This is a genomic window from Cribrihabitans marinus, from assembly GCF_900109035.1.
Taxonomy (GTDB): Bacteria; Pseudomonadota; Alphaproteobacteria; order Rhodobacterales; family Rhodobacteraceae; genus Cribrihabitans; species Cribrihabitans marinus.
The window spans coordinates 19118-34665 of sequence record NZ_FNYD01000003.1 but is presented as its reverse complement, the minus strand read 5'-3'; the positions used below and the strand labels follow the sequence as shown (position 1 = coordinate 34665).

The following is a 15548-nucleotide window of genomic DNA, read 5'->3' as shown; positions in this document are numbered from 1 at the left end:
TTCTTTTCTTTTCGGAAATTTTTCGGAAAATATTTGCCATCGCCGTGTTCAACTGGAAATTTTACAATGGACGACATCGACCGCAAGATCCTTTCCATCCTGCAAGTGGACAGCCAGATCTCGATGGCCGCCCTGTCGCAACGCATCGGCCTGTCGTTGTCAGCCTGTCACCGGCGCGTCAAGCTGCTCGAGGCGGATGGCACGATCCGCGGTTATGCCGCGCAGCTGGCGCGCAAGGCCGTGGGTCTCGAGGTACAGGTCTTCATCGAGGTGAAGCTCAACTCGCAGCGGCGCGAGGACCTCGAGGCCTTCGAACAGGCGATCCGCGCCATGCCCGAGATCCTGGAATGCCACATGATCACCGGCGAGTTCGACTTCCTGATCCGCGTCTGCGTGCGCTCGCCCACCGACTACGAGGCGCTCTATCGCGAGCGTCTGTCCGCGATCCCCGCGGTCAGCCAGATGAAGACCCTGCTCAGCCTGGCCACGGTCAAGGAATTCCGCGGCTACCACCTGCCCTGAAGTTCACCCGGCACGCCGAGTCGCGCCCGCACCGCCCTCCAGCCGCACCCGGTCCAGCGCCTGAAGCACCAGCTCGGTTCCGGCGCCGGGCCGCGTGGCGCCCTCGGACAGCACGCGCCGCCACTGGCGCGCGCCGGGCCGGCCGGCAAACAGGCCCAGCATGTGCCGCGTGACCTGGTGCAACCGCCCCCCACCACGCAGATGCGCCTCGATATAGGGCAGCATGGCGTCAACCGCCTGTTCGGGGCTGCGCGCCTCTCCGGTGCCGAAGATCTCGGGATCCGCCGCTGCCAGGATATCCGCCGGGCGATGATAGGCCGCCCGCCCGATCATCACGCCGTCCAGCCCGGCATCCAGATGGGCCCTGGCCTCTGCCAGCGTGTCGATGCCGCCGTTGATCGACACGTGCAGCTGCGGAAACCGCCCCTTCATCTCGTGCACCAGGTCGTAGTCCAGGGGCGGGATGTCGCGGTTTTCCTTGGGGCTGAGGCCCTGAAGCCAAGCCTTGCGGGCATGAACCGTGACCCGTGCGCAACCCGCCGCGGCGATCCGGTCCAGGAAGTCGGGCAGAACCTTGTGCGGATCCTGGTCATCCACGCCGATGCGGCATTTCACGGTGACCTCGACATCCACTGCCTCCCGCATGGCGGCAACGCAGTCTGCGACCAGTTCCGGACGTTTCATCAGAACCGCGCCGAAGGTGCCGGACTGAACCCGATCCGACGGGCAGCCGCAGTTGAGGTTGATCTCGTCATACCCTGCCTCGGCCCCCAGCCGCGCCGCCTGCGCCAGCTCCCCCGGGTCCGAGCCGCCCAGTTGCAGGGCCACCGGATGCTCGGCCGAATCATGCGCCAGCAAATGCACCGCCCCACCCCGCACCAAAGCCGGCGCCGTCACCATCTCGGTATAGAGCAACGCCTGCCGCGACAATTGCCGATGCAGAAACCGGCAATGCCGGTCGGTCCAATCCATCATCGGCGCAATAGACAACCGCGCTGCCTCGGTGGCTGCGTTGAAGGGCATTCATTGTTCTCCTGCGGCCCGAAAACCGGTCTTTGGGGCCTCAAAACACACATACCGCACACGAATTAGACCAGTCTAGCCCACCGAGGGGAAAGACAAGCAAACGACGGCAATTGGGTAGGTTTGAGAAACCTTCCTTTGCTCAATCGCTTATCCAAGACGAGAATCGACCGTCACAGAACCTAGCGGAAGGCCCGAAAACCGCTGTGGCATTCATGTGCAGGCCAACTCTAGCTTATCTGTGCAAAGTCCGTTTCACGCCGTTCCTCCATAATCGCTGCATGATCCTGAATTGCGAGACGAACCGCAACTTCGACCACGAGATCGCAAAGTGCACCCTGCCCTCCTGAAAAACTCCCGGAGACAGGTACGACCTGGTGGATGTCGCGACCGACTGCGACCGGTATCAGGTTCTGCGACCCGACGCTCCGGTTCGTTGGATCGAAGGCGATCCATCCTGCGCCGGGCAGGTATATCTCGACCCAGGCATGGGTAGACCCGGTACCTGCTGACCCGATAAGGCTGTCTTCTTGATCGAACAAGTAGCCGGAGACGATGCGGGCCCCAAGTGCAAGCTTGCGGGCTGCCTCTGCAAGCAAAACCGCGAAATCGCGGCACGAGCCCCATCCCCGGTTGAGGGTCTCGATAGGCGTCTGGGCACCCTCCGACTCACGCATCTGATAGGAATTCTGCGTGAACACGCCATTGCTTATGTCCTTCAGCAAAGACAGCGTGTCTGTTGGTCGTCTCATGACAAAGCTTTCGACCCATCGGGCAAATCGACCGTCGGGGTCGCCGTACTGAGGAACCGTCAGCGCGTCCAGATCCGTCCATTCGTCGGCTGAATAGAGGAACGGGTACTCGATGGCAGAAGCGGAGATGGCAAAAACGGGCCAGGCCGGCGCGGTGATCTCCAGACTTGCGCGGCTTTCGATCACCAGATGATCTGTTGGACCGTCAAAGACGGCTGTGGCGATCGCGTTGCCGGCCACATCATGCGCCCAGGTTACGGTCGCTGTCGGAGTAATGGACAGATCGTGTGAGAAAAGCCTCAGTTCCCGCGTTTCGCGGGGACGCAGCATCAACCTGTGCGGTCCGAGAGAGACCGCCTGACAGTATCGGTAGGTTGTCGTGTGAAGGATGTCGAGGCAGGCCAAAACGGGGGTCCAGTGTGGTTCGAGGAAGACGGCACGCAAGTCGATGCGGATCAGCGGCGGCGCGACGACCGGGAGCTATCGGGCACAGCGTTTCGCCAGGCGTTCAATCCCTTGCAGCGCCGACAGATCCGCTCTCCGAACCCTTCGCTCCAGAAAAGGGTTCTGCACCGCAGGCATTGGCGTTCCTGCGGAACGTCGCGCCGGGCCCGAACGGTCATGACGTATGGCCGTTCGCCTTCGGCCATGGCCTCGTCCGACATCAAGTCTGTCCCGCGACTTGGCGACCTAGCGATCGCGACAGTGTTGCCGATATTGAAGGCATGCCTTCGTTTTCGGCGGCCTGGATTGACGCATCGTCCCGGGTCCTTTGAGTGGTCGTCGTCGACGCCGGCACATTCAGATCGGGATCAGGCGTCCCGCGGCCTGAATAGAGATGTCGCAGATGCGCCTCAGAAACACCGTCGGCCTCCATCACGAGGCGCACCATCGGATCCGCCAGCATTTCCTCAAGGAAGAAGTCGGATAGCGCCTTACCCGTCAGCTTGTCCCTGGCACGTGCGTGGTCCAGTTCGGCAAGGGAAACCGTCAGAGTCCGCGCAAGTCCGGGATGCGATATCCGGGGATGAAGCTTCACCACGACGGAGGCTTTCCAGGCTTCGGGATCAAGGTGGCCCGGAGGCGAAACCAGCTCGGTTTCGATGTCGTACTCCCCCGCGGGCAGCGTTTCGCTAAATCCCGGGACCATGAACGGTCTGGAAAAAACCGCAACGGTCTTGCTCGTCAGATCTTCCATTGACGTGATTCTCTCCATTGTTGACGCGGGTGGTCCGCGCCCCGTTTGAGAATGGGGCGCGCGACCTGTGCGAAGCTCAAGATGTCTTGGATTTCGCTGGCGCTGCCTTGCCGGCGGCCTTGGGCTCTTCCTCTTTAGCGGTGGACTTTGGGGTTTCGGCGGGCTTCGGCTTCATTGCCGCCGCAGCCCTCGCGGTCAGGTCCTTGAAGGACATGTCATCGATCCTTTGATTGGCCGGCGCCAACTCCTCGTCCGTGACGGACCGGGATGCTTGACATCGGTGTTCTCTATATGGGGACTGGCGACCTGATTTACGATGGCGCACCGCGAAGGAAACCAAGATCAGTCAGGCCAATTCATTCGTCCAGACCTTGAATTCCGTCAACGTGTTTTCACCGAATGTCTGGGTCAAAGGTACATCGGCGGCATCGCGGCCGCGCGCGATCAGAATTCGCGCAAACCTTGGCTTGTTGTTGCGTGGGTCGAACAGGTGCCATTCACCAGCGAGAAAAACCTCCATCCATGCGGCGAAATCCCCCGGCGGATGAGGAAGAGGCTCACCGATGTCGCTCAGATATCCGGTGCAGTAGCGTGCCGGAATGTTCATGCAGCGACACAGGGCGATGGCGAGATGGGCTAAGTCGCGGCAGACGCCCTGTCGCTCGGCCAGGGTCTGCGATGCTGTGCGGGTGGCTTTTGCCTGCATGTAGTCGAAGCGGACATGCCCGTGCACGAAATCACAGATCGCCTGAACGCGGGGCCATCCGGGTTCCGTGGTCTCGAAAAGACGCCAGGCTTCATCCGAAAGAAGATCGGTATCGCAATACCGGCTCCCCTGCAGGAACACGAGGGTCTCAAATGGCAGATCCTGAACCGCGTGCTGCTGCGCATCGGGAGAGACGGGATCGGGTCCGCCCGTGTCGCGGAAGATGCCATCCGTCGACAGGCAAAAGTCACCCGCCGGAGCCATGAGGCGCGTACACCAGTTGCCGAAGCCGTCCCGGTAGCTTTCGAGAGGCACGCTCGGCGACGTGACGAGGTAGTCGGCGCGCTCCAGATCGCCAAAGCGCGAGTAGTGGACGTTGAGCAGCGCGAGCAGCGGCGTCGGCTGGGGGAAGCTGTATCGCAGACGACACCCTATGCTGACCCGCATGCCGGACACACGGCCTCTCCTTGTCATGTCACGATCACCGTCCAAGGACGCACGCCCCTTCGGCAATCTGGAAGCCTCGATTGCAGGTCCACCGGTTACCGGATCGGTCGAGATAGGCGTTCTCCGGCAGATCGATAGCGACGCAGGCGCCGCTCAGCGGCTCGTACCCACGCTCACAGCTCCAGCCCGGTCCATAGGATGCTTGGTCGAGAAACGCGTTCGCCGGCAGGATAATGGCGTCGCACCGGTCATCGATCTTTGCAAAGCCTCTCTCGCAGGCCCAGGCGGCGCCATAGACTGCATTGGTCAGATATGCGTTCGCTGGCACAGCAATAGGCTCGCAGGCGCCGGAACTGGCCGCGAAACCGCGCTCGCAGGTCCAACCGGAGCCTGACGTGTTGTCGGTGAGATAGGCGTTGTCTGGCAGGACGATTCGTACACATGCGTCGCGCTCTTGCCGGTACCCGCGTTCGCATTGCCAATCATAGCCGGAAGACCGGAGGAAGGCGTTGGCCGGCACCGGGATGGGATTGCAAGACGTCCCGCTCACTTCCTCATACCCACGGTCGCACGCCCACCCCACCCCGTAGGAGCGGCCGGTTGGATAGGCATGCTCGGGGATATCGAGCGCCAGGCATACGGCGCCCTCCACCCGGTAACCGAAATCGCAGACCCATCCGCTGCCATAGCTGCGCGGCTGAGCGTTCTCGGGCATCGGGCCGGTGCCGTCCTGCGCAAATGCGGGGAAGGCCACGGACGCGACCACACCAGCGACCACCCCCAACTTCGAAATCAATCGTGCCAGCGGGTGTTTCGTCGGTTTATTGCCGCCTGCACGTCCTTCAGGATCGGTTCTCTCCGGCGGCGGTGCCGGCGAGGTTTCCGCTTGTACCGCAGCCTGTTCCGCTCTGAGTGACTTGTCATGAGCCATTTCGTTGCCGCTCAAAGCTCGAGGGCCGCAAGACAGGCCTGCGCGATGTCCCGGTCAGGAGCATCGGCTCCCGGAACCGTCGCCCAGCCTGCCGCCATGACGGCATCCCGCCGCTGATATGTCGAGGCGGCCCGGATCGTTTCAAGCTTCTCCGCCCGTGCCGGGTCGGACCGGGCCATGTCAAGGCACACCGGTACCATGGAGGCGACAACATCGTCTCGGGACATCGCCATCGCCCTGTCATTTGCGGTTCCGCCGGTTACCCAGCCGCCCCACGAAAATCCGACGACGCCGACGAAGACTGCGCCGATCAGCGCGCCATAAATGCCGGGTTTGAGCCATTCGGGAGTGTTCATGTTCCATCCTCCAGCGGGGAAAGCACCGCTTCGCTGTGGTTGTTGGTCTGGCTCTGGGCGGCATCCCGACCCAGCGCCTCCTTCAGATCATTGTCGGAAATTGCGCGCAACTCGGAGCGTCCCGCATGACGGCCTCTGCCGCGCACCGTCAGATATGTCGCCGTCCAACGGTAGGCCTCGAAGCTCAGCCCCTGGAGAAGCTCTTCTTCGACGAGAACTTCGTAGTCTCCGGCGGGCAGTTCGCCCAGGTATCCCGACAGGGTGAACGGGTTCGAAAACGTCACCGTCGATCTGGTTGACCGCATGTTCATCTCTGGTCTCCGCGATGTTGGCAGATTCGTCGCTCACCACTGTCGACGGCCCCTTGGATTCCGGGCGCGATCAGTCGAACGCTTTCCCTCTTGTAGCCCATGATCGTTCGCCTTGCGCTGACACAGGTTAGTCCTCGCCACCGAGCCGTTTGCGAACTCGCCGGGCACCCGCAGAAATCCGCAGCCGCTTTCGGCGGAACCAGCGTACGTCAGTGCGGCGGGATGCCAACATCGATTAGGTGAGACCTGCCCGCCGAAAATTTAGTGGCGCAGTTTTCCGAGCACCCGAGAAGCGTGTGGACGTACCAAACCGCAAATGGTCGGCATGTCGGCGCGCTTATTTTTTTCGGAACGTTCGTGAAACGAAAATCTCTATGGCTCCCGAACAGACAATGACAGCCGACAATATGAAGGCTGTGTAGGACAAGGCGCCCTCCGGCCCGAAGAAGGATGCGGCGCTGAAACACTATCAGGCAGCAGAAAAGGCCCATAGGGCGAAGAACGACGCCGAGTCCGACAAGGAACTCGATGCGGCGCCCCACGCCCCCGCATGCCCGCCAGCGCCAGACCTGATCACCGCGACCGTCTGCCGAGCAAGGGAGAACGGCGCAATTATTTCAGGAGCGGCCCGGTCTGGTCCAGATATGCCGGATCGAATTCGGCAAGTTCCACCAGCCCGCCATAGTCGTGGAACGCCACATGACCGTCCCGAAAGGTCACCAGTCCACTCTCGCGAAGCTGGCGCAAGACGCGGTTCACATGGACCGCGCTCAACCCCAGCGTATCGGCGAGGTGATACTGCGTCAGCGGGCATTCGAACCCTTCCTTGCTGCCCATGCCAACCAGCGCAAGCCTCGATCCCAGCTCCAGCAGGAAATGCGCCATGCGGGCGTCCGCGCCACGCCGACCGATCCCGACGAGATGCTCCACGACCATCGCCTCGTCCCTTGACGCCGCCCAGAGTATGGCGGTCGCCAGCCGAGGCGTCTGCGCGAACGCTTCCAGCAGGTCGCTCGTCATCACTTCGGCAGCCTCGATATCGACGATGGGTTCAAAGCTGTGGTCCGAAGTGCGCAAGAGAACGCTCCGCAGCCCCAGGAAATCCCCCGGCACCTGGAAATCCACGATCTGGCGCGTCCCGTCGGCCTGTAGCTTGTAGGAACAGACCCAACCCGCGGACAGAATATACGCGGCTCGAGCCGTCTGGCCCTGATGCACCATATCGCGCCCCGCGACGAAGGATCGGCGGCGCTGGTGCAGTCGCTCCAGCACGGCCAGCTCGACATCAGACAAGGCGACGAAGGCCGAAAGCTTGCGGGTAAGGGGGCTGTGTTCAACTAATGTCATTGGGTCTCCCGGCGTGTGGTGACCCAAGAGCGGAAATCGGCCCGAACACTGCTTTGGATCAGTCCAGCATAAGCCAATTCCTGCGAAAAGTACGGATGCATTTGAACCTCACCTTTCCCGGGTTCACGATGCCACGAAAGGAAGCCCGGATGTCCACGGCGAGAGAACATGCAGGCCAGGCCGCCCTATCGATCTGCGAGGCGCTCCTGCTTGCCTTGAACGATCGCGGGTTGCTGCCGGAGCACGAGATCGTGGGGGTTCTTCGCGACGCCGCAGCGACCCATGAGAACGCCGTCGGCGCCGGACCCGAAACGGAGAATCACCGGGCCGTGGCAGATTTGATCAACGCGATCATTGCTGGCGGTGACGCCGTTCGTCGCTTGTGAAGTCGGGCTTTGACGATGTTCCGGAGCATTTGTGGATACCAATTGATCGGAAGAAGAAAGAATTTCTTGAGACGCTATTGTAGAACCCCTGCCGAGCCATCATTTCGATTATATTGGCGCTCCGGTGTGGCGAGTGCCAAAGCACTTCCGAACATCGCCATGCTCCCTTGGAAATCCGATGAAGGAGCACTTTCGTGTCGTTCACCCCACTCCACGACCGGGTTCTCGTCCGCCGCATCGAAGGCGACGCGAAGACCTCAGGCGGGCTCATCATCCCTGACTCCGCAAAAGAGAAGCCGCAGGAGGGTGAGATCGTCGCGGTCGGCGCTGGCGCCAAGGACGTGGATGGCGAACACATCGTTATGGACGTTAAGGCGGGCGACCGGATCCTGTTCGGAAGATGGTCCGGGACCGAAATCAAACTGGATGGCGAATATCTCATGATCATGAAGGAGAACGATATTCTCGGCGTCATGGCCTGACCCCGAAATCGACCCCGAAATTTCATTTTCAGGAGCACACGATCGTGTCCGCCAAAGACGTCAGATTCAGTACCGATGCCCGTGACCGCATGCTGAAAGGCATCAGCACGCTGGCCAACGCCGTGAAGATCACCCTTGGACCGAAGGGCCGGAACGTCATCCTCGACAAATCCTGGGGTGCGCCGCGCATCACCAAGGACGGTGTGACCGTCGCCAAGGAAATCGAGCTGTCGGACCATTTCGAAAACATGGGCGCGCAGATGGTCAAGGAGGTCGCGCAGCGCACCAATGACGAGGCCGGCGACGGCACCACGACCGCAACCGTGCTCGCCCATGCGATTGTCCGGGAGGGCATGAAGTCGGTCGCGGCCGGCATGAACCCGATGGATCTCAAGCGCGGGATCGACAAGGCCGTCGCTGCGGTTGTGGCCGAGATCAAGACCCTGTCCCGCCCCGTCGGCGACAGCGACGAGATCGCGAAGGTCGGCGCCATTTCGGCCAACGGAGAAATCGCGATCGGCCGTCAAATCGCAGATGCGATGGCCAAGGTCGGCAACGAAGGCGTGATCACCGTCGAGGAAAACAAGGGACTGGAGACCGAAACCGAAGTGGTCGAGGGCATGCAGTTCGACCGCGGCTATCTGAGCCCCTATTTCATCACGAACGCTCAGAAGATGGTCGTCGAGCTGGAAGACTGCGTCATCCTGCTTCACGAAAAGAAACTGAGCTCTCTCGTATCCATGGTGCCGCTGCTGGAGGCTGTAATGCAGGCCGAAAAGCAACTGCTGATCGTAGCCGAGGACATCGAGGGCGAGGCGTTGGCGACGCTGGTCGTCAACAAGCTGCGCGGCGGGCTGAAAGTCGCGGCGGTCAAGGCGCCCGGCTTCGGAGACCGCCGCAAGGCGATGATGGACGACATTGCCGTGCTCACGGGCGGTCAGGTGATTTCCGTGGAAATGGGCATCAAGCTGGAGAATGTCACAATGGATATGCTCGGCACGGCGAAGAAGGTCGCGATCACCAAGGATGACACGACGATCATCGACGGTGCCGGCGACAAGGACGCGATTGCGGCGCGCGTCACGCAGATCCGGGCGCAGATCGAGGAGACCACTTCGGACTACGACAAGGAGAAGCTGCAGGAGCGGCTGGCCAAGCTTGCCGGCGGCATTGCTGTAATCCGGGTCGGCGGGGCGACCGAGATCGAGGTGAGGGAGCGCAAGGACCGTGTGGACGATGCGCTGAACGCCACCCGCGCCGCGGTTCAGGAAGGTGTCGTGCCCGGTGGCGGCGTGGCCCTGATTCATGCCGGCAAGGTGCTTGCGACGCTGAAGGGTGAGAACAGCGATCAGGATGCCGGCGTCAAGATCGTCCGCCGCGCGATCCAGGCGCCGCTGCGCCAGATCGCCGGCAACGCGGGCGTCGACGGTTCGGTCGTCGTGGGAAAGGTGATCGAGAACGACAGCCCCAGCTTCGGTTTCGACGCGCAGGCCGAAGAATACGTCGACATGCTGAAGGCCGGTGTCATCGATCCGACGAAAGTCGTCCGTATCGCGCTCGAAAACGCCGCGTCCATTGCCGGGCTATTGATCACGACCGAAGCGATGGTCGCGCAGAAGCCCGAGAAGGGCGGTGCCCGCAGCGAAGTGTCCGACATGGATGGAATGGGCGGAATGATGTGAACAGCAGCGCCCTATGGGCAGGGCCCTTGGGGCGCCAACGCAAAAACTGACGAAGACCAAAGACGAAAACGGCATTGGAAACTGAAACTTGGATCAGGAGGATCTGACGTGTCAAAAGGTGACAAGAAACGCGGAAACAGAGAAGCAAAAAAGCCAAAGAAAGTGAAGGAAAAGGTCGTTGCGACAGCCGACTTCACGAAGGGCAAAACCTTGACAAATCTGGGCGAGCACAAAAAGAAATAGGCGGTGGTGGAATCCTGTTCTGTGAACGGAATGGACATGACGCAGAGTTGCCCCTTGTCGCCAATTCTTCACCGCAGCCGCTATCCCATCTCGGGCCGAGCGAGGCAGAATGTCGCTCGGCAGCGGATAGACCAGCCTGTCGTAGCAAGCGCGACATAGCACGAGCCAACGCGATCAAAACATGAACATTGGCTGCACACGGGACTATGTAAGCGTCTGACATACCATATAAATCACTACCACCCATCATAGGGGCCACGCTCAGCCGCGCGGCCTTGGTGGCTGCGTTCAAGGTCATTCAACGGTCTCCTCGGGGCCGGTCGCATTCGGAACGGACCCGCAACGCACATCATACGCACACGGCATCCGCTCTTCCACCCTGCCCCGTGCAAAGACCGGCTTGCGGCGGTGATTGGGCGGGGCCGACGCCGATGCAGTTTCCGGAATCGATATTAATCGATTTGCAATGCTGGATGTCGCTCACAACCACCGATCCTGAAGATCGGAAACTTGTGCAGCGCGCAGCGAATGTCCGGAAAAAGCCCGATGCCAAATGCTGCAGCGGCTACCAAGGACCCTTCAGCGCACCTAATCAGCCATTCGTGCCGCTGACACCCGGCTGGCTACGGATACCCAGCACTGGCATGACGTCGACGCGCAGGATTTCGACGGTTTAAATCTGCAAATAGCGTCGACCCCGGATTTCAACTGTCTTTCGGTTATGCCGGCTTGGCTCATTGAGCCGCCGGTTCGACAAGAGCGCGACCAGCAAGCGCCTGCCACGCATCAAACTGGGAAAGAAAGACGTCCCCGTTCAGATGTTCCAGCAAATGGGATTGCTTGAGCCGATCCATCACCGGGCCTTTGACCTCGGAAAGGTGCAAGCCGACGTTCATGTCCTTCAAGTGTTCATTAATGGCCTCGAGGCTCTCGAGAGCGGAGAAATCGACTTCGTTCACGGCAGAAAACATGAGGATCACATGTTTGATGCTGCCCCCCTCGGCCACGCGGGCTTGCACCATGTCCTCGAGGAACCGGGCGTTGATGAAATACAGGCTTTCATCCACCCGCAGGGTCAGCACCTGGGAACTTGTTTCGACCTTGTGGCGGTGAATGTTGCGAAAGTGCTGGCTGCCGGAAACAAGGCCGACTTCGGCCACATGTGGGCGCGATGTCTTGAACAGATGCAGAAGGACGGAGATGACGACGCCGGACGCGACGCCAACCTCGACACCAAGGCCAAGCGTCAGCAGGATCGTGGCTGTCACTGCGGTGAAATCCGATTTCGAATATCCCCAGATCTTCTTGAGGATCTTGAAATCGACAAGGCTGAGAACGGCGACGATGATTGTCGCGGCCAGCGTTGCGTTCGGTAGATAGTAGACCAGCGGTGTCAGCGCGACGGCGGCAATGGCAAGACCAAGGGCTGTATAGGCCCCCGCCGCGGGGGTTTCCGCACCGGCATCAAAATTCACGACCGACCGTGCGAAGCCGCCCGTGACGGGATAGCCACCGGTAAAGGCCGCGCCGATATTGGCGGCACCAAGACCGATCAGTTCTTGATCAGGGTCGATGCGCTGCCGCTTCTTTGCCGCCAGTGTTTGGGCCACGGACACGGATTCCACAAAGCCGATGACGGAAATCAGGATGGCAGGCACAAACAGCGCCTGCACCAATTCTGGCGACAACCCGGGCATGGTCAGGGGCGGCAGGCTTTGCGGAACTTCGCCGACAGTTCTGACGCCCGCCGAATCCAAGCTGAACAGCCACACAGCCAAGGTCGTGGCAACGACCGCTGCAACCGGCCCGGCCTTGGTCGCGACATCTGCAAGTTTCGGTGAAGCACCCAGCTTACGCAAAAACGGCTTCAGGCCCAGGCGAACCCAGAACAGAATGGCGGTGGCGCTCACGCCAATTGCAACGGTGATCGGGTTGACCTGCCCGAGGTGACCCACGACCGACACGATCATTTCGGGCAAGGTGTGACCGTGCGCGTCTATGCCCAGAACGTGCTTGAGCTGGCTGGTCGCGATCAGAATGCCCGACGCGGTGATGAACCCGGAAATGACGGGATGGCTGAGGAAATTGGCAAGAAACCCAAGGCGCAGAACCCCCAACAGGACCAGGATTCCACCCGACAAGAACGCAAGCGTCAGCGCCGCGACGGCGTAGCCCGCAGTCCCCTGTTCCGCCACCTGCCCGATGGCAGAGGCCGTGAGCAGCGACACAACGGCCACCGGGCCCACGGCCAGCGCGCGGCTGGTGCCAAAGATTGCGTAAAGGATGATGGGCGCAATGGACGCGTAAATGCCCACCTCGGGCGGCAGCCCCGCAAGGAGCGCATAGGCCAGCGACTGCGGGATCAACATGATCGTCACGATCACCGCCGCGATCAAGTCGTTGGACAGCGCCGCCCGGTCATAGGTGCGGCCCCAGTCTAGGATCGGGAAATACTGTGCGATGCGCATGGGTGTGTTTCTTTCAGTCCGGAGCGCGCGGGCCACAAGCGATCCGCACGCGATGTCCGCCGCATCCTGTTCGCGCTCTGCGGTGGATCATGTCGTGAGACGTTGTGCTATTCAGCCGCGACCTTCAGCTTTTCGGGCTTGGCCAGCCATTCCTTGCCGCGCAGCATCGCCTTCCAGTAGATCGGCGGCAGCATCCGCTCCTTCAGGAACCATGCCGCGCGTGAGGGTTTGGTTCCGTCCAGCAGGACCGTGGGAAAACTGGGTTTCATCACGCCGCCATACCCGAACTCGGCCAGAACGATCTTGCCCCGCTCGACGGTCAGGGGGCAGGACCCATAGCCGTCATAGGCGGCCGTGGGCGCCCGGCCCGCGATGTCGGCGACAATGTTGTCGGCCACGGTCGGAGCCTGCTTTCGGGCCGCTGCCGCCGTCTTGGCGTTGGGCGCGTTCATCACGTCGCCCAGCGACCAGATATTGTCGTAGCTCTTGTGGCGCAGCGTGGCCTGATCCACATCGACCCAGCCCGCGGCATCGGCCAGCGGTGACACCCGGATAAAGTCGGGTGCGACCTGCGGCGGGCAAACGTGGATCATGTCGAAATCCACCGTCACCTCGTGCGGGTCCGTATCCGGCGCGGCGACCCTGAAGGTCGCGGTTCTGGCGGGGCCATCAATGGCGACAAGGTTGTGAAAGAAGTTCAGCATCGCGTCATACTTGTCGACATACTCCATCAGCGCCGGGACATAATCCTTGACCCCGAACAGCACACCGCCCGCATTCATGAACTGGATGTCGATATCCTTCAGCGCACGATTGCGGAACCACGCATCTCCCGAAAGGTACAGCGCCTTTTGAGGCGCGCCGGCGCATTTGATCGGCATCGGAGGCTGCGTGAACAGCGCGCGCCCTTCCTTCAACCCCTGCACAAGCTGCCAGGTGTAGGGCGCCAGATCGTAGCGGTAGTTCGATGTCACACCGTTGCGGCCCAGCGTCTCTTCCAGCCCCTCGACCGCGCGCCAATCCAGCTTGAGGCCAGGGCACACGACCAGCCGGTCGTATTTCACGACCCGGCAGCCATCCAGGATCACGGCATTGTTGTTTGGCTCGAACGCGGCCACAGCGGCCTTGATCCACTTCACACCACGCGGGATGAGCGAACCCATGGTTTTCGCGGTATCCTGTGCCTTGAAAATGCCTCCGCCCACCATGGTCCAGCCGGGCTGGTAGTAGTGGATGTCAGCCGGATCAATCACCGCTATGGACAGGCCCGGCTTGCGCGATTTCAGGCTGGCGGCCACGGAAATCCCGCCTGCACCCGCGCCCACGATCACAACATCGTACTTGGCGTCGCCGGTGTCGGTGGGGGTCTTGCCCCCGTTCGCGATACGCCGCGCGACACCGTTCATGTCATAGCCTGCCGCTTGCGTCGCGGCGAGGATGTCGGACATGGGCCGTGTCTTGGCCTCTTGAAAGGACCACAGCGTCGCGGATCGCGTGCCGGTCCGGCAATAGGCCAGAACCGGGCGCGGCAGGTTGTTCAGCGCGACACCAAATGCGGCGACATCGTCGTCACTGACCTTGCCCGCTTCCACCGGCACATAGCGCGCCTCGAGTCCTGCGGCGTTGGCCGCCGTTTCGATCTCGGGGAACGTGGGCTGGTCGGCTCCCTCCCCGTCCGGTCGGTTGCAGATGATGGCCTTGAACCCTGCCGCCTTGAGGGCCGCGATGTCGCCGGGCGACACTTGCGGGCTTACAGTGAAGGTTTCAGAGATGTGCTTCAGGTCCATGATCTGCTCCTATGTCCGGGGTCAAAGCGCGTCTACGGGCACTTTCAGCATCGGGTTGCCGTCAGCATCCTTGGGCACTTCGCCTGCCCGCATGTTCACTTGCAGCGACGGAATGATCAGCTTGGGCATATCCAGCTGGGCGTCACGCTCGGTACGGAACTTGATGAAGTCTTCCTTCGTCTTGCCACCTCCGACGTGGATATTGTGTTCCTTCTCCTCGGCGACGGTGGTTTCCCACGCGATGTCGCGCCCGCTCGGGCCGTAATCGTGGCACATGAAGAGGCGTGTCTCATCGGGCAGCGCCAGCACTTTCATGATGCTTTCGTACAGCTCTTCGGCACTTCCGCCCGGGAAGTCGCAGCGGGCAGAGCCGCCATCGGGCATGAACAGTGTGTCACCGACAAAAGCGGCATCACCGATCACATGCACCATGCACGCGGGCGTGTGGCCGGGCGTGTACATGGCAAAGGCCTGCATGTTGCCGATCATGTAGGTATCGCCATCCTCGAACAACGCATCGAACTGGCTGCCGTCACGCTGGAACTCGGTGCCTTCGTTGAACACCTTGCCAAAGACGTCCTGAACGACCGTGATATTCGACCCGACACCGATCTTGCCGCCCAGTTTCTCCTGAAGGTAGGGGGCCGCACTCAGGTGGTCGGCATGGACGTGGGTCTCGATGACCCACTCCAGCTTCAGGCCCTGCGCCTCGACCTGACGGATAAGCTCATCCGCATGGTCAAACGTGATGCGACCGGCGGCATAGTCGATGTCCATGACGCTGTCGACGATGGCGCAAGCATTCGATGACGGGTCTTTCACGATATAGCTGATCGTGTTTGTCGCCTCGTCAAAGAACGCCTGAACGGCGGGTTTGATGTCCATGTTCACGGGGTATTGGGTCATC

16 protein-coding genes are annotated in these 15548 nt (G+C 61.3%); 4 read left to right on the top strand and 12 right to left on the bottom strand.

Annotated features, from left to right (window positions below; translation table 11 throughout):
• Window positions 1-66: 66 nt before the first annotated feature.
• Complete coding sequence (locus BMX57_RS05105; protein WP_092363188.1) at window positions 67-522, top strand: Lrp/AsnC family transcriptional regulator; 456 nt, start codon at window positions 67-69, stop codon at window positions 520-522.
• A 3-nt stretch (window positions 523-525) separates the two neighbouring features.
• Here BMX57_RS05105 and dusA read toward each other — a convergent pair whose 3' ends face one another.
• The 9 genes from dusA to BMX57_RS05060 all read right to left on the bottom strand — a co-directional run bounded on the left by dusA (window position 526) and on the right by BMX57_RS05060 (window position 7593).
• Complete coding sequence (dusA, locus tag BMX57_RS05100; RefSeq protein ID WP_092363186.1) at window positions 526-1545, bottom strand: tRNA dihydrouridine(20/20a) synthase DusA; 1020 nt, start codon at window positions 1543-1545, stop codon at window positions 526-528.
• A 230-nt stretch (window positions 1546-1775) separates the two neighbouring features.
• On the bottom strand, window positions 1776-2702 hold the full coding sequence (locus tag BMX57_RS05095; RefSeq protein ID WP_092363184.1) for a transglutaminase family protein: 927 nt from the start codon (window positions 2700-2702) through the stop codon (window positions 1776-1778).
• A 259-nt stretch (window positions 2703-2961) separates the two neighbouring features.
• Window positions 2962-3495 (bottom strand): hypothetical protein, encoded by a 534-nt coding sequence (locus BMX57_RS05090; protein ID WP_092364298.1) that lies wholly within the window; start codon window positions 3493-3495, stop codon window positions 2962-2964.
• Window positions 3496-3571: 76 nt separating this feature from the next.
• Window positions 3572-3709, bottom strand: coding sequence for a hypothetical protein (locus tag BMX57_RS20600; RefSeq protein ID WP_177175389.1), 138 nt, complete (start codon window positions 3707-3709; stop codon window positions 3572-3574).
• 132 nt (window positions 3710-3841) lie between these two features.
• Window positions 3842-4648 (bottom strand): transglutaminase-like domain-containing protein, encoded by an 807-nt coding sequence (locus tag BMX57_RS05080; RefSeq protein ID WP_092363180.1) that lies wholly within the window; start codon window positions 4646-4648, stop codon window positions 3842-3844.
• A gap of 34 nt (window positions 4649-4682) precedes the next feature.
• Complete coding sequence (locus BMX57_RS05075; protein WP_143057883.1) at window positions 4683-5579, bottom strand: hypothetical protein; 897 nt, start codon at window positions 5577-5579, stop codon at window positions 4683-4685.
• 11 nt (window positions 5580-5590) lie between these two features.
• Window positions 5591-5935: a hypothetical protein gene (locus BMX57_RS05070; protein WP_092363176.1), complete on the bottom strand. Its 345-nt coding sequence runs from the start codon at window positions 5933-5935 to the stop codon at window positions 5591-5593.
• Window positions 5932-6240, bottom strand: coding sequence for a hypothetical protein (locus BMX57_RS05065; RefSeq protein ID WP_092364295.1), 309 nt, complete (start codon window positions 6238-6240; stop codon window positions 5932-5934). The genes BMX57_RS05070 and BMX57_RS05065 overlap by 4 nt, the downstream gene beginning before the upstream one ends.
• Window positions 6241-6858: 618 nt before the next feature.
• Complete coding sequence (locus BMX57_RS05060) at window positions 6859-7593, bottom strand: Crp/Fnr family transcriptional regulator (protein WP_092363174.1); 735 nt, start codon at window positions 7591-7593, stop codon at window positions 6859-6861.
• 149 nt (window positions 7594-7742) lie between these two features.
• Here BMX57_RS05060 and BMX57_RS05055 point away from each other — a divergent pair, with 149 nt between their 5' ends.
• The 3 genes from BMX57_RS05055 (at window position 7743) to groL (ending at window position 10143) form a co-directional block, all read left to right on the top strand.
• Window positions 7743-7979: a hypothetical protein gene (locus tag BMX57_RS05055; RefSeq protein ID WP_092363172.1), complete on the top strand. Its 237-nt coding sequence runs from the start codon at window positions 7743-7745 to the stop codon at window positions 7977-7979.
• Between the two features lie 194 nt (window positions 7980-8173).
• Window positions 8174-8461, top strand: coding sequence for a co-chaperone GroES (locus BMX57_RS05050; protein ID WP_092363170.1), 288 nt, complete (start codon window positions 8174-8176; stop codon window positions 8459-8461).
• Window positions 8462-8505: 44 nt separating this feature from the next.
• Window positions 8506-10143, top strand: a complete 1638-nt coding sequence (gene groL, locus BMX57_RS05045; protein ID WP_092363168.1) for a chaperonin GroEL — start codon at window positions 8506-8508, stop codon at window positions 10141-10143.
• 977 nt (window positions 10144-11120) lie between these two features.
• Here groL and BMX57_RS05035 read toward each other — a convergent pair.
• From BMX57_RS05035 to BMX57_RS05025, 3 genes are all read right to left on the bottom strand, one after another.
• Window positions 11121-12854: a SulP family inorganic anion transporter gene (locus BMX57_RS05035; protein ID WP_092363164.1), complete on the bottom strand. Its 1734-nt coding sequence runs from the start codon at window positions 12852-12854 to the stop codon at window positions 11121-11123.
• 107 nt (window positions 12855-12961) lie between these two features.
• The gene (locus BMX57_RS05030; protein WP_092363162.1) at window positions 12962-14641 is read right to left on the bottom strand and encodes a bifunctional protein tyrosine phosphatase family protein/NAD(P)/FAD-dependent oxidoreductase; all 1680 of its coding nucleotides are present in this window, start codon (window positions 14639-14641) and stop codon (window positions 12962-12964) included.
• A 21-nt stretch (window positions 14642-14662) separates the two neighbouring features.
• Window positions 14663-15547: an MBL fold metallo-hydrolase gene (locus BMX57_RS05025; RefSeq protein WP_092364292.1), complete on the bottom strand. Its 885-nt coding sequence runs from the start codon at window positions 15545-15547 to the stop codon at window positions 14663-14665.
• Window position 15548: the final 1 nt, after the last annotated feature.